Annotated in this window: 21 protein-coding genes and 1 pseudogene; 8 read left to right on the forward strand and 14 right to left on the reverse strand. The window is 72.9% G+C overall.

Annotated features, from left to right (window positions below; translation table 11 throughout):
- Positions 1-42: 42 nt before the first annotated feature.
- Genes BZZ08_RS07635 through BZZ08_RS07645 form a run of 3 tightly spaced genes read right to left on the reverse strand, consistent with a single transcriptional unit; the run spans position 43 to position 3,614 of the window.
- Positions 43-2,277 (reverse strand): serine/threonine-protein kinase, encoded by a 2,235-nt coding sequence (locus BZZ08_RS07635; RefSeq protein WP_104631368.1) that lies wholly within the window; start codon positions 2,275-2,277, stop codon positions 43-45.
- Between the two features lie 22 nt (positions 2,278-2,299).
- Positions 2,300-3,196 (reverse strand): oxygenase MpaB family protein, encoded by an 897-nt coding sequence (locus BZZ08_RS07640; RefSeq protein WP_104631369.1) that lies wholly within the window; start codon positions 3,194-3,196, stop codon positions 2,300-2,302.
- A gap of 40 nt (positions 3,197-3,236) precedes the next feature.
- Positions 3,237-3,614, reverse strand: coding sequence for a four-helix bundle copper-binding protein (locus BZZ08_RS07645; protein ID WP_104631443.1), 378 nt, complete (start codon positions 3,612-3,614; stop codon positions 3,237-3,239).
- 121 nt (positions 3,615-3,735) lie between these two features.
- On the opposite strand from BZZ08_RS07645, the gene BZZ08_RS07650 reads away from it, so the two are divergent.
- Both BZZ08_RS07650 and qcrB read left to right on the forward strand, forming a co-directional pair.
- A complete protein-coding gene (locus BZZ08_RS07650; protein WP_104631370.1) occupies positions 3,736-4,095 on the forward strand; it encodes a DUF6479 family protein in 360 nt (119 codons plus the stop codon).
- Between the two features lie 100 nt (positions 4,096-4,195).
- On the forward strand, positions 4,196-5,854 hold the full coding sequence (qcrB, locus tag BZZ08_RS07655; protein WP_104631371.1) for a cytochrome bc1 complex cytochrome b subunit: 1,659 nt from the start codon (positions 4,196-4,198) through the stop codon (positions 5,852-5,854).
- Here the strand turns inward: qcrB and ctaF are convergent.
- From ctaF to BZZ08_RS07685, 6 genes are all read right to left on the reverse strand, one after another.
- On the reverse strand, positions 5,830-6,240 hold the full coding sequence (gene ctaF / locus BZZ08_RS07660) for an aa3-type cytochrome oxidase subunit IV (protein WP_104631372.1): 411 nt from the start codon (positions 6,238-6,240) through the stop codon (positions 5,830-5,832). The genes qcrB and ctaF overlap by 25 nt on opposite strands.
- Positions 6,237-7,913: an aa3-type cytochrome oxidase subunit I gene (gene ctaD / locus BZZ08_RS07665; RefSeq protein WP_446750241.1), complete on the reverse strand. Its 1,677-nt coding sequence runs from the start codon at positions 7,911-7,913 to the stop codon at positions 6,237-6,239. Before ctaD ends, ctaF begins: the two co-directional genes overlap by 4 nt.
- Positions 7,914-8,054: 141 nt before the next feature.
- Positions 8,055-10,856 (reverse strand): hypothetical protein, encoded by a 2,802-nt coding sequence (locus BZZ08_RS07670; RefSeq protein WP_104631374.1) that lies wholly within the window; start codon positions 10,854-10,856, stop codon positions 8,055-8,057.
- A 117-nt stretch (positions 10,857-10,973) separates the two neighbouring features.
- Positions 10,974-11,597: a hypothetical protein gene (locus tag BZZ08_RS07675; RefSeq protein ID WP_241965402.1), complete on the reverse strand. Its 624-nt coding sequence runs from the start codon at positions 11,595-11,597 to the stop codon at positions 10,974-10,976.
- A complete protein-coding gene (locus BZZ08_RS07680) occupies positions 11,594-13,075 on the reverse strand; it encodes a sensor histidine kinase (RefSeq protein ID WP_198601361.1) in 1,482 nt (493 codons plus the stop codon). The genes BZZ08_RS07675 and BZZ08_RS07680 overlap by 4 nt, the downstream gene beginning before the upstream one ends.
- A gap of 26 nt (positions 13,076-13,101) precedes the next feature.
- A complete protein-coding gene (locus tag BZZ08_RS07685; RefSeq protein ID WP_104631376.1) occupies positions 13,102-13,791 on the reverse strand; it encodes a response regulator transcription factor in 690 nt (229 codons plus the stop codon).
- A 113-nt stretch (positions 13,792-13,904) separates the two neighbouring features.
- Here BZZ08_RS07685 and BZZ08_RS07690 point away from each other — a divergent pair, with 113 nt between their 5' ends.
- The gene (locus tag BZZ08_RS07690) at positions 13,905-14,843 is read left to right on the forward strand and encodes a DUF3152 domain-containing protein (RefSeq protein WP_104631444.1); all 939 of its coding nucleotides are present in this window, start codon (positions 13,905-13,907) and stop codon (positions 14,841-14,843) included.
- Here the strand turns inward: BZZ08_RS07690 and BZZ08_RS07695 are convergent.
- From BZZ08_RS07695 to BZZ08_RS07710, 4 genes and pseudogenes are all read right to left on the reverse strand, one after another.
- Positions 14,821-15,045 (reverse strand): hypothetical protein, encoded by a 225-nt coding sequence (locus BZZ08_RS07695; protein ID WP_133169157.1) that lies wholly within the window; start codon positions 15,043-15,045, stop codon positions 14,821-14,823. The genes BZZ08_RS07690 and BZZ08_RS07695 overlap by 23 nt on opposite strands.
- Before the next feature lie 91 nt (positions 15,046-15,136).
- The gene (locus BZZ08_RS07700) at positions 15,137-16,186 is read right to left on the reverse strand and encodes an SPFH domain-containing protein (protein ID WP_198601349.1); all 1,050 of its coding nucleotides are present in this window, start codon (positions 16,184-16,186) and stop codon (positions 15,137-15,139) included.
- 2 nt (positions 16,187-16,188) lie between these two features.
- On the reverse strand, positions 16,189-16,620 hold the full coding sequence (locus BZZ08_RS07705; RefSeq protein WP_104631379.1) for an NfeD family protein: 432 nt from the start codon (positions 16,618-16,620) through the stop codon (positions 16,189-16,191).
- A gap of 141 nt (positions 16,621-16,761) precedes the next feature.
- A pseudogene (locus tag BZZ08_RS07710) lies at positions 16,762-17,121 on the reverse strand (carbohydrate-binding protein); the annotation flags it as partial.
- Positions 17,122-17,393: 272 nt separating this feature from the next.
- On the opposite strand from BZZ08_RS07710, the gene BZZ08_RS07715 reads away from it, so the two are divergent.
- Complete coding sequence (locus BZZ08_RS07715; RefSeq protein WP_104631380.1) at positions 17,394-17,849, forward strand: DoxX family protein; 456 nt, start codon at positions 17,394-17,396, stop codon at positions 17,847-17,849.
- A gap of 58 nt (positions 17,850-17,907) precedes the next feature.
- Here BZZ08_RS07715 and BZZ08_RS07720 read toward each other — a convergent pair whose 3' ends face one another.
- Positions 17,908-19,029, reverse strand: a complete 1,122-nt coding sequence (locus tag BZZ08_RS07720) for an FAD-dependent oxidoreductase (RefSeq protein ID WP_104631381.1) — start codon at positions 19,027-19,029, stop codon at positions 17,908-17,910.
- A 151-nt stretch (positions 19,030-19,180) separates the two neighbouring features.
- Here BZZ08_RS07720 and BZZ08_RS07725 point away from each other — a divergent pair, with 151 nt between their 5' ends.
- From BZZ08_RS07725 to BZZ08_RS07740, 4 genes are all read left to right on the forward strand, one after another.
- Positions 19,181-19,891 (forward strand): TetR/AcrR family transcriptional regulator, encoded by a 711-nt coding sequence (locus BZZ08_RS07725; RefSeq protein ID WP_104631382.1) that lies wholly within the window; start codon positions 19,181-19,183, stop codon positions 19,889-19,891.
- 286 nt (positions 19,892-20,177) lie between these two features.
- Positions 20,178-21,362: a polyketide synthase gene (locus tag BZZ08_RS07730; protein ID WP_104631383.1), complete on the forward strand. Its 1,185-nt coding sequence runs from the start codon at positions 20,178-20,180 to the stop codon at positions 21,360-21,362.
- Between the two features lie 169 nt (positions 21,363-21,531).
- The gene (locus tag BZZ08_RS07735; RefSeq protein ID WP_198601350.1) at positions 21,532-23,691 is read left to right on the forward strand and encodes an ATP-binding SpoIIE family protein phosphatase; all 2,160 of its coding nucleotides are present in this window, start codon (positions 21,532-21,534) and stop codon (positions 23,689-23,691) included.
- Between the two features lie 113 nt (positions 23,692-23,804).
- The gene (locus tag BZZ08_RS07740) at positions 23,805-24,431 is read left to right on the forward strand and encodes a histidine phosphatase family protein (protein ID WP_104631385.1); all 627 of its coding nucleotides are present in this window, start codon (positions 23,805-23,807) and stop codon (positions 24,429-24,431) included.

Here is a 24,431-nt window from a genome sequence, read left to right on the forward strand (position 1 = left end):
CCGATCGAGGGCGGCCAGCCCGCCGTCGGGCACCGTCCGCGCTCAGCGTGCCGCCCCGCGCAGTGCCGCGACCCTGCGGTACAGGTCCACGGCCTCGGCGGCGCGGCCGAGCCTCTCCAGGCAGTGCGCCTCGTCGTCGCGGGCGACGAGGGTGCCGGGGTGGTCGGGGCCCAGGGCCCGCTCGCGGGCGGCGGCGACCAGGCGGTACTCGGTGAGGGCCGGGGACCAGCGGCCGAGCCAGCCCAGGGCGACGGCGACCTCGCGGTGGCTGACCAGGGTGTCCGGGTGGTCCGGGCCCAGGACGCGGGCCCGGACCGCGCACACCTCGCGGGCCTCGGTCAGGGCCTCCTCCCAGCGGCCCAGCCTGCCGAGGTTGACGCCCAGGCCGTGCCGGGCGCGCAGGGTCTCGGGGTGCTCGGGTCCCTGGGCGCGGGCGCGGTCGTCGATCAGCTCCTCGTACACGGTCAGCGCTTCGGCGCAGCGGCCGAGGCGGCCCAGGGCGACGCCCGTCTCGTAACGGGCGGCGAGCGTGTCGGGGTGATGGGGGCCGAGGGCTCGCGCGCGCGCACCGGCGACGTCGCGATAGGTCGCCAGGGCCTCCTGCCAGCGGTCCAGCCGCCCGAGTTCGTAGGCCACCTCGTAGCGGGTGACGAGGGTGTCGGGGTGGTCGGGGCCGAGCACGCGGGCCCGGGCCGCGGCCACCTCGCGGGCCGTCCGGTGGGCGTCCCCGGTACGGCCGAGCCGCCCGAGGTTGAAGGCCAGGTTGTGCCGGCAGCGCAGGGTGTCGGGATGGTCCGCGCCCATGGTGCGCTCGCGGGCGGTCAGGACCGATGTGTACACCTTGTGGGCGTCGGTGTGGCGGCCCAGTCGGCCCAGGGTGTAGGCCATCTCCTGACGGACGGCGAGGGTGTCGGCGTGATCGGCTCCCAGCGTCCTGATCCTGGCCTCGGCGACGCCCTTGTACGCGCGCAGCGCCTCGGCGGGGTGACCGGTGCGGCCGAGGGCGAAGGCGGCCTCGTAGCGGCTGGCGAGCGTGTCGGGGTGGTCGGGGCCCAGCAGGCGCTCGCGCTCGGCGGCGACCGCGCGGTGCACCTCGCCGGCCTCCTCCCAGCGGCCGAGCCGGCCCAGGTTCAGTCCCGTCCGGTGGCGCGCGGCCAGCCCGGCGACGGTCTCGGGCGCCGGGTCCGGCGGCTCGCCCGGGGCGGCCCCGGTGGCGCCGGCGCCGACGGGCGGGTCGCCGGCGGGCCGCGGGAGCCACGCGCCGGACAGGCCCGCCCCGGGGTCCGGGGGCGTGGCGCGCAGGGCGGTGCCGGTCGCCTTGTGACCGGTGGTCATGCCGCGGGTCCAGGACGGCAGCGCGGTGCGGACCCCGACCGGCTGGGGCGTCCGCGGCCGGGCGGTCGCCAGGGCCGGCACCGGTGCCGGTGCCGCGCGTCCGGCGGTGATCCGGCGGCCCAGTTCGCGGGCGTCGTCCGGGCGCTGCTCGGGCCGCTTGGCCAGCAGGTCCAGGATGATCCGGTCCAGGTAGCCGGGCAGTTCGGCGCGCCGGGTCCGGGGCGGTGCGGGCTCGGTGTCGCGGTGGCCGACGAGGATCGCCCAGGCGTCGTCGAGGTCGAACGGCGGGACGCCGGTGGCGATCTCGTAGAGCACGCAGCCCAGGGAGTACAGGTCGCTGCGCCGGTCGACCTCGTCGCCGCCGATCTGTTCGGGCGACATGTAGTGCGGGGTGCCCATGGCGATGCCGGTGCCGGTCAGCCGGGCGGTGAAGCCCCCGTCGTGACCGAGCCGGGCGATGCCGAAGTCGCAGATCTTCACGGTGCCGTCGGCGGTCCGCACGATGTTCGCGGGCTTGAGGTCGCGGTGGACGATGCCCTGCTCGTGGGTGTACGCGAGCGCGGAGGCGACCTGTTCGGCGATGTCGACGACGTCGGCGACCGGCAGCGGATGGCCCTTGTTCTCCTCCAGGAGCCGGCTCAGGTCGTTCCCCTCCAGCAATTCCATGACGAGGAAGAGCACGCCGTCCCACTCGCCGAAGTCGTGGACGACGGTCACCCCGCGGTGCTGGAGCGCGGCGGCAACCCGGGCCTCGCGCCGGAATCTCTCCCGCAGGACGCGGGTGAAGGAATGGTCGTGCCGCGTGCCCAGTGGTTTGAGGCACTTGACGGCTATGCGGCGGCCCAGTGACTCGTCCCGCGCCCGCCACACCTCGCCCATGCCACCGCGCCCGATCCTTTCGAGCAGCCGGTACCTGCCCTGGATCAGCGTGTCGTCCCCCATGACTTCGCCCCGCCCCCGTGGTTCAGTCCGCCCCGCCCTCCCCTGGCCGGTCCAGTATGGCCGCCTGTCGTCCGATTTTGTATGGCGCGGGGCGCGCGGCCGGACCGAGCCGTGCCATGGCGCGCAGGATGTGTTTGGGCGGCAGCTGCCAGCGCAGACGTGCCGGGACCCGGCGCAGCAGGGTGCCTGCGGCCCGCAGTCGGCGGGTGACGGTGGCGGGCGGGGGCGCGGGTCTGCCGTAGAGCTCGTGCGCGTAAGGCGGTAGTGAGTCGTACGCGAGAGAGGCGATCCGCCGCCACAGCAGCTCGCGGGCGGGGACCAGGAGGGGGTGGACGGGCGGGCGGAGCAGGAAGTCGTCCACCTCGTGCGCCTCCGCTCCCGCTTCGAGTTCGGGCCGTACCCGCGCGAAGTAGGCGGCCAGCTCGGCCCGGTTCGCGGGTACGGAGGCGGGGTCGAGGCCGACGAGACGGGCGCTGTGCCGGTGTTCGGCGAGGTAGCGGTCGGCGTGGGCGTCGGTGAGCGGGAATCCGGAGCGGCGCAGGACGTGCAGGTAGGAGCCGATCTCGGCGCAGTGCACCCACAGCAGCAGGGCGGGCTCGTCGACGCCGTAGCGCTCCCCCGTCTCCGGGTCCGTGGCGCCGAGCATGCGGTGGATCTTCCGTACCCGCGCCCCGGCCCGCTCGGCGGCCTCGGTGGTGCCGTACGTCGTGGTGCCGACGAAACCCGCGGTGCGCATCAGGCGGCCCCAGGCGTCGCGCCGGAAGTCGCTGTTCTGCATCACGCCGCGCACGGCACGCGGGTGCAGGGCCTGGAGGTAGAGGGCGCGGACGCCGGCCACCCACATCATCGGGTCGCCGTGCGCCTGCCAGGTCACGGAGCTCGGCCCGAAGAGCCCCGGATCGCCGTCCGTCGCCGCCATACGGGCAGGCTAACGCGTCGCGCCTCGCGCTCCCAGGGCCTCAGCGCAGGGTGGCGAGGAACTCTCCGCAGGCGCGGGCGCAGTCGCGGCAGGCCCGCGCGCTCTCCTCGGCGCCCGGGTGGTCGTCGAAGACGTGCGCGCTCTCCAGGCACACCTGGCGGCACCACTCCAGCTGGGCGCGGATGGCGGACTCGTCCACCTGGTTCTGTTCGGACAGCACCCGGCAGGTCGCGTCGCAGACCTCCGCGCACATGATGCCCCTGCGCCGTACGAGTTCCTGGTTCTCGGTCCCGTCCGGGTCCACGAGGCTCGCCCGCAGGGCGCAGGCCCGGGCGCACTCGGTGCACGCCTGGGCGCAGGCGAAGCGGTCCTCGAGGAAGCGGAACAGCTCCTGCTGGGAAGTCGTCGTCGATGTCACACCGCGCGGGTTGCCGCCGGTTGCCGCGCCAAACCGCCGGACCCGGTGTTTCCCAGGGGTCCGGGCCGTCGGCGTCGCGGTGAGCAGGTTGGTCGCGCGAACCGGGGGGTACCCGCGCTCCATGACCAACGCATGGATGGATCTGGCCGCGAGCGGCTCCGGCGGTTTTCCCGTCTGGCTGATCGTCGCGGCCGTGGTGGTGGTGGCCGTACTGATCGGCGCGTTCGCCTTCGGCAGCCGGCAGAAGCGCCGGGAGCCGCCGCCCCCGCGTCCCGAGGAACAGCCCCGTATGCCCGACGACGGTCCCGTCCACGAGGAGCGGGAGCGTCGGGAGCCGAACGAGATGCCGCGGAGCGACGAACGCACGCTGCCGCACGAGATGGGGCACCAGGGCAGCCGTACCGCTTCCGACCAGGAGCGGCCCCGCTGGGACGAGGGCAGCAGCGGCTCGTTCGGCAGCGGCGGCCCGGGCGGACGCTGACCGTGTCGCACGGCACTCCGGACGAGCGGGGCAAGCCGAGGGGTGACCGTATCCAGTCGGAGCGTAGTTTCCGGCACCGGCGGTGGGGAACCCATGCGCCGTGCTGTTGCAGAGGAGAAGGGCCCGCGCCGGTGCGCGGGCCCGCCACGCGGGCGAACACACCGTCAACTGGGCCGACGGGCGCCTCCCCGTCTCCGAGGGCGGGGGGTTGCTGCGCAAGGCCTTCCCGGAACACTGGTCGTTCCTGCTGGGCGAGATCGCCCTGTACAGCTTCGTCGTGCTGTTGCTGACCGGGGTCTGGCTGACGCTGTTCTTCAAGCCCTCGATGACGGAGGTCGTCTACGACGGCTCGTACGAACCTCTGTTGGGCATGAGCATGTCGGAGGCGTACCGCTCGACCCTGGACATCAGTTTCGACGTGCGCGGCGGGCTGCTGATCCGGCAGGTGCACCACTGGTCGTCGTTGGTGTTCCTGTCGGCCATCGGGGTGCATCTGCTGCGGATTTTCTTCACCGGGGCGTTCCGCCGACCGCGTGAGGTCAACTGGCTGATCGGCGTCACGCTCTTCGTGCTGGCGCTCGCCGAGGGCTTCGCCGGCTACTCGCTCCCGGACGACCTGCTGTCCGGGACGGGTCTGCGCATCGCGCAGGGGATCATGCTGTCCATTCCGGTGGTGGGGACGTACATCAGCATGTTCGTGTTCGGCGGCGAGTACCCCGGCCACGACATCGTGCCGCGGCTGTACTCGGTGCACATCCTGCTGCTCCCCGCGCTGCTCGTCGCGCTGGTCACGCTCCATCTGATCCTGGTGTTCTATCTGAAGCACACCCAGTGGGCGGGCCGCGGGCGCACCAACCGCAACGCGGTGGGCAAGCCGTTGTTCCCGCAGTTCATGACGAACTCCACCGGCCTGTTCTTCATGGTCTTCGGTCTCCTGACGGTGCTGGCGGCGGTGGCCGAGATCAACCCGATCTGGACGTACGGCCCCTACCGCCCCGACATCGTCTCCACGGGCTCGCAGCCGGACTGGTACGTCGGTTTCCTGGAGGGCTCGCTGCGGCTGATGCCGCCGTTCGAGACGGCGGTGGCGGGCCACACCGTCATGTGGAACGTGCTGGTGCCGGCGGTCCTGCTGCCGGGCGCCCTGTTCGCGGTGCTGTACGCCTACCCGTTCTTCGAGCGGTGGGTGACGGGCGACCACGAGGAACACCACCTGTGCGACCGGCCCCGGGACAAGCCGGTACGCACCGGACTGGGCGTCGCCGCGATCGTCTTCTACGGTGTGCTGCTGCTGGCCGGCGGCAACGACATCCTCGCCCACACCTTCCACGTCTCGCTGAACCTGCTCACCTGGATCTTCCGCGTCTCCCTGGTGCTGGCGCCGCCGCTGGCCTTCGTCGTGGCCAAGCGGGTCTGCCTGGCCCTGCAGGAGCGCGACCACGAGCGCCTGACGGAGGGCGAGGAGACGGGCGAGGTGCACCAGACCCTCGCGGGCGGCTACGCCGAGAGCCACGGGCCCCTCGACCCCGAGGAGCGTTACGTGCTGCGAGCCCGTAGCCTGCCCGCGCCGCTCGCGCCGTCCGCGAAGGAGGGCGACGCCCCGCACGTGGGCCGGCTGCGGGCGACGCTCAGCGAGTGGTACTACGGCGACCGGGTCGACGTCGGGGAGACGGAGCCGGAGCGGGGGTCGGCACCGGAGGCGGGGGCACCGGCGGAACCGGCGGAACCGGACGCCTACTCGGGCGAGCCGGAGCGCTGAACGCCCCGGTCGGCGTACTGGAAGACCAGCCCGCTGGCCCCCATGGCGAGCAGGCCGAAGCCGATCAGCGCCAGCCACAGACCGAAGACGATGCCGAGCGCGAGCACCACGGCGGCCAGCGCGGTCGTGATCGGCCAGGCGCTGCGCGGCGGGAAGAAGTCGAGCGGACCCGCGGTGTCCACGACCTCGCCCTCACCACGGTCCTGCGCCCGCAGACCGCGCTTGCGGTACTGCACGCGCAGGAAGAACGCGACGAGCGAGGCCATGAGGAACGCGATGACGAGCGCGGCCGTGCCGGCGGGCTCGCGCGACCACCAGCCGTAGAGCGCCGCCTCGGAGCCGAAGAAGACCGCCACACCGGTGAACAGACGGGATTCGGTCCTCACTGCACATGCCTCTGATCGTGTCGGGTGACGTCGGGGTGGTGCAGGTCGAACGCCGGGGACTCGGAGCGGATCCGGGGCAGCGACGTGAAGTTGTGGCGCGGCGGCGGGCTGCTGGTGGCCCATTCGAGGGAACGGCCGTAGCCCCAGGGGTCGTCCTGCTCGACCTTCTCGCCGTACTGGTGGGTGCGCCACACGTTGTAGAGGAACGGCAGGGTGGACAGCCCGAGAAGGAAGGCGCCGATGGAGCTGATGGTGTTCAGCGTGGTGAAGCCGTCCGCGGCGAGGTAGTCGGCGTAGCGGCGCGGCATGCCCTGCTCGCCGAGCCAGTGCTGGACGAGGAAGGTGGTCTGGAAGCCGACGAAGAGGGTCCAGAAGTGGATCTTCCCGATGCGTTCGTCGAGCAGCTTGCCGGTGAACTTCGGCCACCAGAAGTAGAAGCCGGCGAACATCGCGAAGACGACCGTGCCGAACAGCACGTAGTGCAGGTGGGCGACGATGAAGTACGAGTCCGTCAGATGGAAGTCCAGGGGCGGTGAGGCGATGAGGACGCCGCTCATGCCGCCGAGCAGGAACGTCACCAGGAACCCGCACGCCCACAGCATGGGGGTCTCGAAGGAGAGCGAGCCGCGCATCATCGTGCCGATCCAGTTGAAGAACTTCACCCCGGTCGGCACGGCGATGAGGAACGACATGAGGGAGAAGAACGGGAGCAGCACGGCGCTGGTGGCGAACATGTGGTGGGCCCACACCACCGCGGAGAGAAACGTGATGGCGATGGTGGCGCCGACGAGGCTGACATAGCCGAAGATCGGCTTGCGGCTGAAGACCGGGATGATCTCGGTGACGATGCCGAAGAACGGCAGCGCGACGATGTACACCTCGGGATGGCCGAAGAACCAGAACAGGTGCTGCCACAACAGCGCCCCGCCGTTGGCCGCGTCGAAGACGTGCGCGCCGAACTTCCGGTCGGCCTCCAGCATCAGCAGCGCGGCGGTGAGCACGGGGAAGGCCGGCAGCACCAGGATCGACGTGAACAGGATGTTCCAGGTGAAGATCGGCATCCGGAACATGGTCATGCCGGGGGCGCGCAGGCAGATGATGGTGCTGATGAAGTTGACGGCGCTGAGCGTGGTCGACACGCCGCTCACCACCAGGCCCATCGTCCACAGGTCACCGCCCGGGCCCGGACTGAAGGTGGCGCTGTTCAGCGGTGCGTAGGCGAACCAGCCGAACGAGGCCGCGCCCCCGGGCGTCAGGAACCCCGCCACCACCATCAGGCCGCCGAACAGGTACATCCAGTACGACAGCGCGTTGAGCCGGGGGAACGCCAGGTCGGGGGCGCCGATCTGCAAGGGCATGATGACGTTGGTGAACCCGGCGAACAGCGGGGTCGCGAACAGCAGCATCATGATGGTGCCGTGCACGGTGAACAGCTGGTTGTACTGCTCGTTGCTGAACAACTGCAGTCCCGGCCGGGCGAGTTCACTGCGCATCAGCATGGCCAGGACGCCGCCGAAGAGGAAGAAGCCGAACGACGTCGCCAGGTAGAGATGGCCGATCACCTTGTGATCGGTCGTCGTGGCCCACCGCACCAGTGCCCGGCCCAGTGTGCGGTTCGTCCGCTGCCGGGCCGGTGTCCGGCGCGGCGACTCGGTCCTTCTGTCCACCGCCATGCGGCGGAGAGTACCCAGGCGCCGTGGGCTCAGACCCACGACCACGCCGAGGCCGGGGCCGGGCTTCCGGCGGATGGGCCACCTGGCGCACGCGGGTGCGGACCGGACGGTTCCGGACCCGCACCCGCGTGCGCGCTCGGGTTACGGGGCGTCGAGCACGGTGCCGGTCAGCACCGGTCCCTGCGGCTCACCGTCGTCGTCGGTGTTCTGGAATCCGATGTACTCCGTGGGCTCCGCGACCTCGTCGCCGATGGTGGGCACCGCCACCTCGGTCTCCGTCTCACCGGACGGGACGGAGACCCAGAGCGCGAAGTAGTCCAGCCGGGACAGCGGGACCTCCCCCGCCGGGACCTCGCCCACCGTCTCGAGGAGCCAGTCGTGGTCGACGTCCTTGGTGGACAGCTCGGGACGGGTGTCGTCGGGGACCGGTACCAGTACCGTGTACAGGTCGGTGTCGGCGGGCTCCGAGAGCGAGACCCGCCAGCGCAGCGGCTGCCCCTCGGTGACCTTGTCGGCGACGGGCGTCACGCTGATCTCCGGCATCGGGTCGTCCTCCCGCACCGTCACGCCGCCGGCGTAGGAGCCGACGACCGAGCCGTGTACCGCCTTGACCAACAGGTCGTGGTTCGCGTCGCCGCCGTAGCGCTGGTTGCCCGTCACCTTCACGCTCACGTCGACGAAGGGCTTGCCGGAGCGCACGGTGACCAGGCGCTCCTCGACCGCTGTGCCGAAGCCTTCCATGTACATCCGGACCGTGCCGGTGCCCTTGCCGGAGACCCGCACCGGGACGTGGTAGGTGCGCACGCCCGAGTCGCCCTCCTCGACCGTCGTCCGGCCGACGTCGACGCGGGCCAGCGGGGCCGGGCGCACCCGGGGCGTGCCCGGCTGCCAGGCGTACGCGTCCATCAGCCATGCCTTGCCCGCCCGCGAACGGGGTGTCAGTTCCAGCGCGGTGACGCGGCGCAGGTCGACTCCGGCGCGGGTGGCGGCGGTGAGCGGTACGCGCAGTTCCTGCGCCCAGTAGGACGCGGTGCGTTCGCTGCCCGGGAGTCCGTCGGCGCGGACGGCGCCGAGGGTGGCACGCCGGCCGGTGGCGTCGGTGACGGCCACGTCGAACCGGGTGCCGGTGCTGCCCGGCGGCACGATGACGCGCAGGGCGAGGCTCTTGGCACCCTTCAGGGAGACGGGGGTGCCGGGACGGACCCGGGTCGCGGTGCCGGGCGCGGACCAGTCCAGGGCGACCGCGCCGCGGCCGGTCTCGCGCTCCGGCTGCCAGTACGCGAAGTGCGGTGAGGAGCCGCGCGCGTCCTCGCCGAGGCAGGCGACACCGGGGTCGGGGTCGACCGCCGAGCACAGGCGTCCGCCGCCGGTCACCTTCACGCCGCCGTCCGGCAGGAACCCGGCGCCGCGTCCGGCGCCGACCGCGTGGGTCAGCACCCGGGCCGGGTCGGCCGAGGGGGCGCGGCGGCCGGTGCCGTCGACCAGCTCGCGCACCCGGTCGTCACCGGCGACGAACAGCCGGGCGGCGGCGGCGATGTAGGTCGCGCCGGCCCGGTGCTGCTGCCCTGCGGTGAGCCGGGTGGGGCTGCCCACCGAGCAGACCGGGTCGGGTGCCTCGGGGTCCGCCCAGAAGTCGTCGGAGGCGGGTGCCGCGGCCTGGCCGGGCGTCCATTCGCTGTTGAAGTAGTTGTGGTTGGCGCCCGTGATGTGGACCGCGCTGTGCAGTGCGCGGCCCCGGCTCACGCCGCGGGTGCCATCGACGTAGAGCTGCCCCTGGAGGTCGGAGACGTCGCCGTCGCAGCCCGGCAGGATCGTCAGGGACGGCACGTCGGGCACCGGGTTCTGGCCGAAGGCGGTGGGGCCGATGAGCACGGTGCCGCGGATGTTCCAGCGGGCCCGCCCCCGGTGGCCGTCCTGGGCCGCGGGCGGCGGGTACAGACTGTCCATCGCCGCCCGGTCGACGCCTTCGCCGCCGCGGGAGTGGCCGACGAGCAGGACACGGGACAGGTCGGCCTTCGGGCCCCGGCGTACGGCGTCCGGGGCGGCGGAGGCCCCAGCGGCCCAGTCGGCCCAGCGGGCCAGGTGCGAGCGGACCAGTGACGAGCGGGCCTGGGCGCCGCCGTCCTCCAGGTCGCCGTCCTGGCCGTTGATGCCGTTGGCGGAGATCGAGACGGTCACATAGCCCTGGGAGGCCAGCAGTTTCTGGTCCTGGAGGTAGCCGCGGTGGCTGGGGATGGGCTTGGCGCCGTCGGCGCAGGGCCAGTCGATCGTGACGGCCTCCTCACCCTGGCCGGGGACGTAGCAGGTGGCGTGCCGGCCGTGCAGGAAGAGCGCGAGGGGGCGTTTGCCGGTGGTGCCCTTCGGCGCGACGACCAGGCCGCGCATCTCGACCGGGGCGGACAGGCCGGGCAGCCGGACCGGGTCGAGCGTGTACTCGCCGGTGGTCGTGGCGAACCGGCCGGGCCGGCCCGGGTCGACGGTGCCGGCGGGGAGCAGGGGCGGGAGTTTCGCCGGGGGCGCTTCGGCGGGGCGGCGCTGTCGGGCGGCGGCTCCCGGCTCCTGGTCCAGCCGGCGGCCGGCGGCGCGGACCTGGAGGTCGGCCAGCCCGTGCGGTGCGGCCGGCCGGGTCTCGTCCAGGGGCAGGCGGAAGGTCCTGCCGTCGCGGTCCGGTTCGGGTACGCCGAGCAGGCGGCCGCCGGAGTGGAACTCCACCCGTGCGTCACCGGGCCGGACGGGCCGCGGGGAGCGCCACTGAAGGGATCTGGCCTTACCGGTGCCGGTGATCCGCCAGCCGGGCGGCAGGTCGGCGGTGCCGTCCGGTGCCGCCCGCAGGGATGCGGCGCCGCCGGGCGGTTCCGGTGCGGCCTGGGCCGCGGCGGGCGCGACGCCCACCAGTGTCAGGGCCGCTGTCGCGGCGGCCCATATCGTTCGGGCACGTATCAAGAATCCGCTCCTCAACACCTCGGTGCTACCTCGGACCGGGGCAACGTCCTTGCTGACGCCCCCGGTTGGAGGAGGGGAGGAAGATCCTTGGGGTTGCCTGTGAGCCGACCCGAGCCGTCAGCCGCCGCCCCCGCCGACGGCCGCGCCGCCGCTTGCGCCGGTCCCGGGGGCCGGGGCGTTCCTGAGAGGGGCCGCGCCGAGCGGACAGTCGTCGCTGGAGCGGCCGGCCAGTCGGCCGCCGGGCTGCTCCACGGTCACCTGCGCGCTCCCCAGTGCCGGGTCCTGGCGCAGCCGGGCGACGGCGACGGTGCAGGCCAGTTGGTCGACGGCGGTGCCGCTGAGGCTCCCGGCGCTCCGCGGCAGCCGGACGCTGACGCCGGTGCCGTCGGTGCGGATGGTGGGCGCCTCGGCGGCGGGCGGCAGTTCGGTGGTCAGCCCACTCCTGCGCTCCTTGTCGTCGGGGCCCTTGAACAGCATGAGCAGGGTGCTGCCGAGGTCGGTCGAGCCCGGCACCGTGCGGTCCACCGCGACCAGGGACCCGCCCTCGACGAAGTAGAGCGGGACCTTGACCAGGGGCACCGCCTCGGGCGCGGACTGCGACGGCACGGAGGTGGCGCCCGGGTCCAGGACGCCGGTCGCGGGTTCGCCCGCCTCGACCACTCCGGTCTCGGGGATGCCGCACCCGGAGAGCGGCAGCAGCGCCGCGAGCAGCAGCGGGACGGCGCGCGCGGACGGGTTCATGTGCGGTCCTCCTTCACCGGGGGCGGCGTCGGGTCCTCCGTGGCGTCCGGGGGCACCGGCAGGACGACCGTGAAGACGGCGCCGCCCTCGGGGTGGTTGGCCGCCCGGACGGTACCGCCGTGCAGGCGTACGTTCTCCGTGGTGATGGACAGGCCGAGGCCGCTGCCCTCGCTCCGGGCGCGGGCGTCGGCCGACTTGTAGAAGCGGTCGAAGACATGGGGCAGGACGCTCTCGGGTATGCCGTCCCCGCCGTCGCGGACCGTGACGACGGCCTGCCTTCCGGCGTGCGGGTCGTCCTGGGCGTGGAGGTCCAGGCGGACCGGGGGCGCGCCGTGCCGCAGGGCGTTGGCGACGAGGTTCGCCACGATCACGTCGAGGCGGCGCGGGTCGACGCGGCCGCGCAGCGCGCCCGGTTCCGGCAGTCCGGTCTCCACGGTGTCCTGCCAGCCGCGGGAGGCGAGGGTGCGGCGCAGGGACTCGGCGAGATCGATCTCGTCCAGATGCAGGGCGGCCGCGCCCGCGTCGAACCGGGAGATCTCCATCAGGTCGTCCACCAGCGCGGCCAGCTTGGTGGTCTCCGCGCTGATCAGGCGTACGGCCGTCGCGGTGTCCTCGTCGAGTCCGGCCGCGTCCTCGTCCAGCACGTCCGTGACCGCCGACATCGCCGCCAGCGGGGTGCGCAGTTCGTGGGAGACGTCCGCGGCGAAGCGGCGGGCGCCGGCCTCCATGCGCCGCAGTTCCGCCACCGAGCCCTCCAGTGCCGCGGCGGTCTCGTTGAAGGTGCGGGAGAGATCGGCGAGTTCGTCGGAGCCGTGCACCGCGAGCCGGGTGTCCAGCCGCCCCTCGGCGATGCTCCGGGTCGCCCGGCGCAGCGCCCGCACCGGACGCAGCACGCCGCGGGCGGCCAGGAGGGCGATCAGGACAGCCAGGGCCAGGGCCGGTACGGTGGCGCGTTCGATGGCGGTGACCAGGGCGTCGACGTACCCCTGCTCCTCCTGCTGCGGCACCGTGAGGTAGACCTCGAGGCCGGAGGCGCGCTGCTCGGTGGTGTACTGGCCGGCGAAGGTGACGGGCATGCCGACGACCAGCGAGGAGTGGCCGTCGTGCGAGACCCGCTGGAACACGGTGGCCCGGCGGGAGCGCACCGACTCGCGCATGGCCGGGGACAGTTCCCCGAAGGCGTCCCCGGGGACGGACGTCGCGCTCGCCTCCCGGTAGGCGACCAGCACCCGCCACGGCTGTGACCGCCCGCCCCTGGACACGTCGCCGGCGAACGACTCCAGGCCGGCCGCGTCGGGCGGGAACCGGTAGTTGGGGACCAGCGCGTTGACGCGGTGCCGGAACTCCTCGATCACCGTGTCCTGGCTCTGCTGCAGGATCCCGGTCCGCGCCTCACGGAAGGTCAGCGCGCCGGTCGTCACCGTGGCCACGACCGCGACGAGGGTGAAGGTCACCACCAGCCGCAGGCGCAGCCCCATCAGCGCCCGCAGCACCCGGGGAACTCTCACCGGGGCCCGAACCGGTAGCCGAAGCCGCGCACGGTGTGGACGTAACGCGGGCTGCCCGGCGGTTCACCGATCTTGGCTCGCAGTCGCTTGACGCAGGCGTCCACGAGCCGCGCGTCCCCGTGGTAGTTGTGCTCCCACACGGCCTCCAGGAGCTGCTGGCGGCTGAACACCTGCCCGGCCGAGGCGGACAGGGTGAGCAGCAGCCGCAGTTCGGAGGGGCCGAGTGCGACGGGCCGTCCCTGGTGGGTGACGGTCAGTCCGGCCCGGTCGATGACCAGGTCGCCGTGGTGTTCGGTGCACGCGGGGCCCTGGTCGTCCGCCGTGCCGCCCACGCGGCGCAGCACGGCGCGTATACGTGCGTCCAGTACGCGGGCGCGGACCGGTTTGACCACGTAGTCGTCGGCTCCGGACTCCAGTCCGACGACGATGTCGGTGTCGTCGCCGCGGGCGGTGGCCATGATGATCGGCACCTGGTCGTGGGCGCGTATGCGACGGCACACCTCCAGGCCGGACATGCCCGGCAGCATCAGGTCGAGGACCACCGCGTCGGGACGGAACGACCGGAGCTGCTCCAGTCCGTCCTCGCCGGTCGCGGCCGCGGCGACCTCGTGCCCCTGTCGGCGCAGGGCCAGTCGCACGCCGTCCCGGACGGCGCGGTCGTCTTCGATGATCAGGACCCGTGGCATGCAGCTCAGTATGCGTGCGTACGGAGGGGAGACCACGCGCGGGTGACGGCTGTTACACAGCGGTCCAAAAGCCGTCCACGGACGATCACACGCTCCGGGCACCCTTTGTGATCATGAACGAGCGCCGTCGACCGACTCCCCCGCCGTCCTCCGCCACGGGCCGCCGCCGAGGCGGCAGCCGCTCCCGCCGCCGAGGCCGTAACCGCCCCCGCCTGCTGTGGCCGGGGCTCGCGGCCGGGGCCGTCCTGGTGCTCGCCGGTGGTCTGGCCTTCAAGGGGGCCACGGAGCCCTCCGGCGGCTCCACCGACACGGCCGGTGCGGCGACCCGGGCGCCCGAGTCGCCCACGGCCGGCGGGACGGAGGAGGCGCCGAAGGACGGGCCCACGGCCGCGCCGGCGAAGGAGAAGGAGAAGGAGAGGCAGAAGGAAAGGGAGGAGGAGGGGGACGAGAAGGGGAAGGAGGAGAAGCCGGATCCCGACTCGATTCCGGCGTCCGGACCCGGGACCTTCGCCACCGCGGGCGGCGGCGGTGACCGGGTCGGCGGGAGCGAGCGGACGCTGACGTACGTGGTGCAGGTCGAGGACGGCATCGGGATCCCGGCGCAGGACGTCGCGGCCGAGGTGGAGCGCGTCCTGGCCGACGAGCGGGGCTGGACGGCCGACGGGAAGGTCGGGTTCCGCCGGGTGTCCGGGGGCGCGTCCGACTTCCGGGTACGGCTCGCCACGGCGGGGACGGTGGACGACATATGCGGTCGGTACGGCCTGGACACCGGTGGCGAGGTCAACTGCAACGTGGGCCAGGACGTCATGGTCAATCTCAAACGGTGGCTGCTGGCCACGCAGTACTACGCGGACGACGTGACGTCGTACCGGGCGCTGATCATCAACCACGAGGTGGGGCACTTCCTCGGCCACGGCCACGAGAGCTGCCCCGGGGCGGGGCGTCCGGCGCCCGTGATGATGCAGCAGATCAAGGGCCTGCACGGCTGCCGCACCAACGTCTGGCCCTACGACGCCGAGGGCCGTGCCGTCACCGGCCCGGCGCTCGGCTGACGGTGTCGCCGTCGGGCTTTCCGCAGTCCGGGTTGCGGCAGGTGCCGGGGCCCCAGGCCGGTACGTAGATCCCCAGCGTCTTGTGCCGGTGGATCTCGGCGGGGACACGGTGGCCGCAGACCGGGCAGGTGTCCTCGTACATCGCGTCGACCTGCCGTGTGGCGGTCCGCGTCGTTGTCGTCTTCTGCGTCTGACCGTTCATGACGCCCACACCCACGCTCGTGAGAGCTTCCGCATGCCTGTACCTCCACCTTACGGCGCCCCGTACCCTGCCGCTCACGACGGATGGGGGCTCAGCGGTCCTCGGTCACCGGGGCGGGCCGCATCCCCTCGGTGGGCACGCCGTTGGCCCTGGCCGCGTCGGCGAGTGCCTGGGCGGCGGCCTCCGCGGCCTGCGCCGTGTCGTTGGCCGCCTGGGCGGCTCCCTCGTCCGTCGACGGGTTCTCCCGGGTGGCCGGCGACTGCGGCAGCGCTTCGGTGAAGGCGCGGGACACTCCCTGGAGCGCGGAGGTGACCTCGCTGGGGATGACCCAGAACGTGCTGCCCGAGCCCTGCGCCAGCTGGGGCAGCACCTGGAGGTACTGGTAGGCGAGGAGCTTGGGGTCGGGGTCGTTGCGGTGCACGGCCTGGAAGACCTCGTCGATGGCCCGGGACTGCCCCTCCGCCTTGAGGATCTCGGCGGTGCGGTTGCCCTCGGCGCGCAGGACAGCGGCCTGCTTGTCGCCCTCGGCGGTGAGGATCTGCGACTGGCGCTGGCCCTCCGCGCCGAGGATCGCGGCCCGCTTGTCCCGCTCGGCCCGCATCTGCTTCTGCATGGCGTCCTTGATGGACTGCGGCGGGTCGATCGCCTTGATCTCCACCCGGTTCACCCGCAGCCCCCATTTTCCGGTGGCCTCGTCGAGCACCCCGCGCAATTGGCTGTTGATGGTGTCGCGCGAGGTGAGGGTCTTCTCCAGGTCCATGGAGCCCACGACGTTGCGCAGGGTGGTGACGGTGAGCTGCTCGACCGCCTGGAGGAAGTTGGCGATCTCGTAGAAGGCCGCGCGCGGGTCCGTGACCTGGAAATACAGCACGGTGTCGATCTCGACGACCAGGTTGTCCTCGGTGATGACCGGCTGAGGCTTGAAGGAGACCACCTGTTCGCGAAGGTCGATCACCGGATAGACGCGGTCGATGTACGGGATGACCACGCTGAGTCCGGGCTTCAGCGTGCGGTGATAGCGGCCGAGTCGTTCGACGTTGCGGGCGCGGGCCTGCGGCACGATGCGCACCGCCCGCACCACGGTGAAGACGGCGAGAAGCGCGACGATCACACCGGCGATGAGGAAAGCCGTGGCTTCCATGGTCACTCCCGGGGATAGACGAATGCGGTGGTGCCGCTGATCTCCAGGACGTCGACGGTCGCACCCCGGGGAATCACCAGCGTCTCGTCGTAGGAACGGGCCGTCCATTCCTCTCCGCCGATGCGGACCCGGCCGTCCCTTCCGGTCACGTCGGAGACGACGTAGGCGGCCTGGCCGATCAGGGCGTCCACTCCGAACCGCTGGGTCTGGGGCTGGACGAGGTGGCGCAGCGCAACGGGGCGGAGGAAGAGAAGGGTGACCGCGGAGACGACCGTGAACACGAGGAATTGCAAAGGCGTGGAAAGGCCGGCCGCCGCGGATGCGGACGTGATCAGTGCGGCCACTCCCAGCATTCCGAGCGCGGCGGTCAGGGTGAAGATCTCCGCCACGATCAGGACCGCCGAAACGATCAGCCAGATCAGCCACGGATCCATCACGGCCCCCTTTCCGCGTTTCAATTATTTTACCGGCTTTCCGGAAAAGGGGACCTGTTCGTCACCGGCGAGCGCCGGGGGCCGACGGGGGCGGCGGGGAGCGGCGCGCGCCGCGGTCGGTGCGCGCCGGCGCCCGCGCGGTCAGGCGGCCGCGCAAGCTCCGAGGTCCTCCCAGACGCCCCATTCGCCGGTGGTGCCGGGTTCCTCGCCGGTCACCCACCACTTGGCGCGCCAGTCGTGTCCGCCGTGGGAGACGGTGTCGCCGCCGCTGTAGACGCTGCCGGCGTTCCACGCCGGCCCGTCACAGGCTCCCGGGTCGCCCTCGCCGTCGCCGTCGCCCCCACCGCTGCCGCCGATGTTGACGTCGATGCAGGAGTAGAAGGCGTTTCCGGTGTCCGCCACGTTCCAGACGGCCAGTACCTTCTGACGGCCGGTGAAGCCGCCGAAGTTCACCTGGTGGCTCACGTCCGGGGCGGGCTGTGCGCCGTGGCCGTCGAATTCAGGTCTAGACCATAGCGGCGAAGCCGGTCCGGTCAAGGGCCTGTGCAACATCAACCACCAAGAGGCAGCGCCCATTTGGCGCGGCGACCCCGGCGCGCAACTCGTTGCGCTATTGGTCTAGACAAGCGTGCCCGCGATGGTTAAAGGTCGAATGGGTCGTGCGTCTCCCCCTCCCTCGGGACGCCCTCGGACCCAGCCCCCGTGCTGCGCACCATCCCCACCGGCCGCCCGGTCCCGACCCGCGGCCGCTGCGCAAGAGAGGAGCACCACCGTTGGAAGCGCTGGAAAAACGCAGGGAGCACGTGATCGCACTGTTCCGCATCGTCGTAGGCCTGCTGTTCGCCTGCCACGGAGCGGCCACCCTGTTCGACGTCCTGGGCGGACCGCACGGAGCAGCGCCCGGCTTCGCCGCATGGCCCGGCTGGTGGGCCGCCGTGGTGCAACTCGTCGGCGGCACACTGGTTATGTGCGGCCTCGCCACCCGCACCGCGGCCATCCTGTGCTCCGGGTCCATGGCGTACGCCTACTTCGTGGAGCACCAGCCGGACGGGCTCTTCCCCATCCAGAACGGTGGGGAGTCGGCGGCCATGTTCTGCTGGTCCTTCCTCCTGGTCGCCGCCGTCGGTCCGGGCCGCTGGAGTCTGGCCTCCCGCCTCCGCCCACGGCGGGGTGACGACGGCGGACGGGCCACCCGGACGCTGCCCACGGACACGCCGACGTCCGCCTGAGTCCGACCCGACCGGTACCGGGCGGTGGTCAGCCGCCCGGTACCGCCGCGCCCCCCGGCTACTCCGATCCGGCGAACATGTCGATCAGGGCGTACGGTGCGTCGTCGCCGTACATCAGCGCGTGCAGCCGGGACGCGTCGGCGGCCTCCGCCGCACCGCGCGGGAACAGGTCCCGTTCGTACGCGGCGAGCGCGGCCTCCGCGTCACCGGGGTGCGCGGCCAGCGCCCTGCCGAGTTCGGCGCCGTCGTACATGGCCAGGTTGGCGCCTTCGCCGGACGGGGGCATGAGATGGGCCGCGTCACCGAGCAGGGTCACTCCCGGCACCCGTTCCCACCGGTGCGCGGCGGGAAGGGTGTGGAGCGGACGCAGGACCGGTGCGGCGTCGGCGTCGGTGATCAGCGCGGTCAGCTCCGGTGCCCATCCGGCGAACTCCCGCGCCACCCGCGCCGCGCCCGCCGCCCCGGCGAGATCGACGCCGTCGAACCACTCCCGCGGCTTACGCAGGGCCACATAGGCGTGCAGGGTCCCGCCGCTCTCCCGGTGGGCCTGGATCGCCTTCCCGGGTGCGAGGGCGAACATCGCACCGTCGCCGACCGCCTTCGCGGTGGCCGGGTGCCTGACGTCGGCGTCGAACAGGTAGGTCTCGACGAACGACATGCCGACGTACTCGGGTGCGGCGTCGGACAGCAGCGGTCGCACCCGGGACCACGCGCCGTCCGCGCCGACCAGCAGGCTCGTGACGACACAGGTGCCGTCGGCGAACGCCACCTCGTGGCGGCCGTCGCCGAGGGGGCGGGCGGCACGGACCTTGTGGCCCCAGCGGACGGTGCCGGCCGGGAGTGAGTCGAGCAGCATGCGCCGCAGTTCGCCGCGCATCACCTCGGGGCGGCCGCCCGTGCCGTCGTCGCCCTCCTCGTACAGGACCGTCCCGTCCGGGGCGAGGGCCCGGCTCGCCTGACGGCCCTCCAGGACGAGACCGCGGAACTCCTCGAACAGCCCCGCGGTCCGCAGGGCGGGCTGGCCGTTGTCGTCGTGGATGTCGAGCATCCCGCCCTGGGCGCGGGCCGTCGGGGAGGTCTCGGCCTCGTGGACGGTGGCCGGGATTCCGTGGACGTGCAGAACGCGGGCGAGCGTGAGGCCGCCGAGTCCGGCGCCGACGATCGTGACGTGCGTGGTCATGCTGCATACCTCCTGATCACGGTCCCCGGGGGGGCCGGGGAGCCGAGGAGTCGGACCGGACTGGAACGGCGTTCCAGCGAGTCCAGAGTGGAACGACGTTCCATTGCCTGTCAAGCTGGAACGGCGTTCCAGACGGTCTAGGATGTGGGGCATGGCAACCAGGTCGCGTCGTCCGGAACGGCGGCAGGAACCCCTCTCGCGGGAGCGCATCGTCGGGGCCGCCGTCGAACTCCTCGACACCGTGGGCGAGCGCGGCCTCACCTTCCGCGCGCTGGCCGAGCGCCTCTCGACCGGACCCGGGGCGATCTACTGGCACATCACGGGCAAGGCCGAACTGCTCGCCGCCGCCACGGACGCGGTCGTCGCCGCCGCCGTGACCGTCGACCCCGCCGGCACCGCCGACTCGCCCGAGGACGCGGTCCGCGCCGTCGCGCTCGGCCTGTTCGACGCGACCGAAGCACACCCGTGGCTGGCCACGCAGCTCGCGACGCAGCTCTCCCGCACCCCCTGGGGGACGGTGGCGCCGCGGATCTTCGAGAGCCTCGGCCGCCAGGTCCGGGCGATGGGCGTCCCCGAGACCGACTGGTTCACGGCGTCCTCGGCGCTGATGCACTACATCCTCGGCGCCGCCGGCCAGAACGCGGCGAACTCCGCGAGCGCCGGCCCGTCGGGGCACGACGTGGACCGGGACGAGTTCCTGGACACCGTGTCGACGGCATGGGAAAGGCTCGACCCGGACGAGTACCCGTTCACCCGGGCCGTGGCGGACCAGGTACGCGGTCATGACGACCGCGAGCAGTTCCTCTCCGGGATCGCCCTCGTCCTGGCCGGCATCACGGCACTTCACCGGCCCGGCCGGTAGCACCGGGCACGACCGTCCGCCGCACGGGCGGCCTTCGGCGTGTGCGCCGTCTCACGCATCCCACGCCCGCCCAAGTTGCGTGGGTCACTGCGGAAATGCCCTTTTCGCAGCCATGCTCGACGGGAGAGGTACCGCGCGAAGTCGCGCGCACCGCCGTCGACTTGGTCGCGTCGCAGTCAAGTGAGCCATGCCACAGCGCTCGTGACGCAGCCCCCTCCTCCCCCGCCGTTCCCCTTATCCACCTGCGCCCCCCGCTCACCGCAGACCCCGTAGAAAGGTGCCGATCGTGGCCGCTTACCTGTGCGCTCCCGCCGTGATACACGGCGAGCACTCCGTGAAGACCAGCGAGATCGTGGCGGAAGTGCGCGACCGGCACCCGGACGCGGCGTGGGCGCCGCGGATCGACGGCATAGCGGCCAGCACGGGCATCGAGACCCGCGGCTGGATGCTTCCGCTGGAGGCCGCCGTCGCGCCCGGCAACGGCGGCGCCCTGGGAACCGCCGACCTCGGGGCCGCCCGGGCGGCGCTGGCCCGCGACGGGTTCACCGAGCAGGACGCGGACCGCGTGATCGCCGCCCTCGGGGCGGTACCCGCGCCGCAGACCGTCCAGGAACGCACCGCCCCGGCCTGGGAGGCCGTCCAGTCCTACGGGGAACGTGCGGCGCGCGGGGCCCTGCAGATCGCCGGGCTGGACGCCGCGGACGTCGACTGCCTGATCACCAGCAACTCCACCACCCCGGCGCTGCCCGGTCTGGACGTGGCCCTGGCCAACCGGCTGCCGCTGCGCGGCGACGCCACGCTGCTGCCGGCCACCCAGTGGGCCTGCGTGGCCGGGACCCGTTCCCTGGCACTGGCGGCGGACCTGGTGGCGGCGGACCCCGACCGGGTGGTCCTGGTGGTGATCTCCGAGGCGCTGAGTACGACCTACCAGCCCGCGGACGACACCCTGGAGTCCCTGATCGTCCGGCTGCTGTTCGCGGACACCGCGGTCGCCGCGGTGGTCACCGGCCGCCCGAGGCCCGAGTCGGTGCTCCGCCTGGACGCCGCCTGGCACCACACCCTGCCGGGCACACAGGACCTGCACCGCCTGGAGACGCGGGCGGACGGCACCCACTTCGTGATGGACCGGCGCGGGCCGCGAGCGGTGCAGGAGACGGTCACCGCGATGTGGGAGTGGCTCCGCGTCCGCTACGAGGACGACCCCGCGTCCTGGCACCCCGACGTCCTGCTCGCGCACCCCGGCGGGACCCGGGTGCTGGAGTACATGGAGCAGACGATGCCCGACGCGTGGCCGTCGGGGCTCCTGGAGTACAGCCGGGACAGCTACACCAGCGGCAACCGCGGGGGCGCCGCCGTGTTCGACATCCTGCGCCGGGCGCACGACGCCGGGCAGAAGGCGGGCAGCCGTGCCGTCCTCTACGCGGCCGCCCCCGGCCTCACGGCCACCGCCCTGGAAGGGGAGTGGCTCTAGGCCCCGCGGTCACCTTCCGTGGTCGTCGCGCGGTCCGCTGGTGTGGGCGAAGCGTCCGCCGGTGTTATTGAATGGGGTGTGCGGTCGGGATCCTCGGGGGCCCCTCCGCACGGGTTCGAGTACGGCCCCGGCAGTGTGCCGGGGTTGGCGAGCGAGCTGAGGGAGCCGCATGGACTCCACACCCTCCCCGTCGTCCTCGTCGCCGTTCGACCTGGTCAGCAGTGCTCTGGGACGGTACATTCCGCGTGGCGGAGCGGCGGCGGCCGGTCCTGCCGAGTCGCAGGACGACCCCACCGGGCAGCAACCGGAGCACGATCACCCGGCAGTGGGCCGGCCGGAGCAGATTCTCGGCGCGGTCAATCTGGACCGGGAGCTGAGAGTCACCCACCGCAATCTCGAAGCCCCCGTCTTCGCGGGACTGGACGCCGTGATCGGGAGCCCGTTCGTCGATCTCCTGCCCCAGGGTGACGTGCCGACGGTCACCCGGCGGTTGCGCCAGGTCCTCGAGACCGGCGAGGCACATGTGGCCCGGGTCCAGCGCCTGCGCCGCCGCGACGGGTCGGAGCTGGTGGTCTCGATGAGCATCCTGCCCGCGGCGGCGCCCCAGGAGGGCCTGACCGTCTCCGTGATCGCCATGGCCAGGAGGCTGCACCTGTACGCCGCCGAGACCGCGATCGGCACGTCGCTGGACATCGGCGAGACGGCGCAGTCGCTGGCGGAGTCCCTGCTGGCGTGGGGGGACGTGGCGGCCGTCGATCTCGACTTCGCCGTGTGGACGGGCGAGGGAGTCACCGAGCGGGCACAGGGCCGCATCCGGCTGCGCCGGGCGGCCCTGGTGCCGGACCGGGCGTGGCCCGAGGGCTATGTGACCCTCGGCGAGGATCTTCCCAGCGACGCGAGCCGCCTGCTGTCGCAGGCGATACGGCGCGCCGACGCCCCGCAGTCCATCGTCCTGCCCGACCGCGAGGCGATCGAGCGGGTGCTCGGCAGCCCGCGGCTGGTGCGTGCCCTGGTCCCCGGGGACCGGTCGGCGGGGGTGGCGTGCGTGCCGCTGGTCCTGGAGGGCGATCCGCCCGTCGTACTGGGCGTGGTGGAGGTCTGGCGGCGGGCGGACCGCCCCTTCGCCGACAGCGAGCTGTTCGACCTCCAGGAACTGGTGGCCAGGACCTCCCACCACGTGGACCTGGCCCGCCAGCACCAGCGCGAGCACACCCAGGTGCTGGCCCTGCAACGGCGGCTGCTGCCGCGCTCCGGCGGCAAGACCGTCCAGACCGCCAGCGTCTACCAGCCCACCACTCCCGACAGCGCGGGCGTCGGCGGTGACTGGGTGAACAGCTTTCCGCTGCCGGACGGCCGTACCGCGCTGGTCGTCGGCGATGTCGTCGGGCACGGCCTGGGGGCCGCGGCGACCATGGGCCAGCTGAGCATGGAGGCCCGCGCGCTGCTGTCCGCCGGCCTGGCGCCCGACGAGGTGCTGGAGCACCTGGACGAGACCGTGACGCTGCTGGACGACTCGGAGTCCGGACTGGCGGCCGGTTACAGCGCCCTGGGCTCGACCTGCTGCATCGCCGTCTACGACCCCGTCAGCCAGCGGGTGGCGCTGTCCAGCGCGGGCCACCTGCCTCCGATCCTGGTGTCGCCGGACGGACGCGCCGGTCCGCTGCCGGTCCACCCGCACCCCGGCCTGGGCGCCGAGTTCGCGCTGCGGGAGCCGTTCGGCGTGCACACGTTCGTCGCACCCCCGGGCTCCCTGCTCGCCCTCTACACCGACGGCCTGGTCGAGGACCCGGCCGTGCCGATCGACGAGGGCATCGGCAGGCTGGCGGAGGCCGTGGCCGCGGTGCACCCCTGGGACACGCTGCAGCAGGCGGCGCGGCGGGTGGTCTCCGAGGTGATGCCGGCGCGCCAGCGCGACGACGTGACCCTGCTGCTCGCCCGCCTGATCGGCTACCGCAAGGGGGACACCGCGACCTGGCGGCTGCCCGCCCGCGACGACGCGGCCGCCCGGGCCCGCGCGCTGGTCTCCGCGCTGCTGCGGCAGTGGCGCATCAGGGACGGCACCCGGGACAGTGTGCTGCTCCTGGTCAGCGAGCTGGTCACCAACGCGGTCCGGTTCGCCGGCGGCCCCATCACGGTACGGCTGATCAGGGCCGGGCCCGGCCTGCTGTGCGAGGTCGGCGACACCGGCAACGGCCGACCCCGGCTGGGCCGGGGCGGGCTCCTCGACGACGCGGGCCGCGGCCTGCACGTGGTGCACCGGCTCACCAGCCGGTGGGGGGTGCGGTGGACGGACACCGGCAAGGTGGTCTGGGCCGAGGTCGTGCGCTGACGCGCCCGCGGGACCGTACGTCGTTGGCGACGTTCCCGGCGTGAAGGGAACCGGGGCGCCGGAGCCGACGTCCGTGGAAGCACGAGATCCCCCAGCGCCCCGAGGAATTCGAGATGACCGGCACGGCCACCCGCTACCTCTGTCTCGCGCGGCACGGCGAGGCCGCACCGGACGGGAGCGGGCTGACGGACGCCGGCCGGCGACAGGCCACCCTGCTCGGCCGCCGCCTCCGCGACCTTCCCCTGACCGCCGTCCACCACGGCCCCCTGCCACGGGCGGAAGAGACCGCGCGCCTGATCACGGACGAACTGGAGGGTGTCACCCCGCGCGTCGCGGAGAGCGCCGGCGACTACGTGCCCCACATCCCGGAACGCGGCGAACTCCCGGCCGAGTCGGCGGACTTCTACCTCGACTTCCTCGCCGGTGCCACGGACGAGGAACGCAGGCGCGGACCCGAGCTCGCCCGTCAGGCGCTGCGTCGTTTCACGGGGGCGGTGACGGACGGCGCTCAGGACCGGCACGAACTGGTCGTCACCCACAACTTCCTCATCGCCTGGCTCGTCCGCGACGCCCTGCACGCGCCGAAGTGGCGGTGGCTCGGCCTCAACCACGGCAACGCGGCGCTCACCGTCATCCGGTACGCGCCCGGCCGAGCGGCCTCCGTCCTCCTCTCCAACGACATGCGGCACCTGCCCGCCGAGCTGCGCTGGACGGGCTTTCCCCCCGAACTGCACGTCTGA

Origin of the sequence: Streptomyces sp. MH60, from assembly GCF_002939385.1 — a bacterium.
GTDB lineage: Bacteria > Actinomycetota > Actinomycetes > Streptomycetales > Streptomycetaceae > Streptomyces.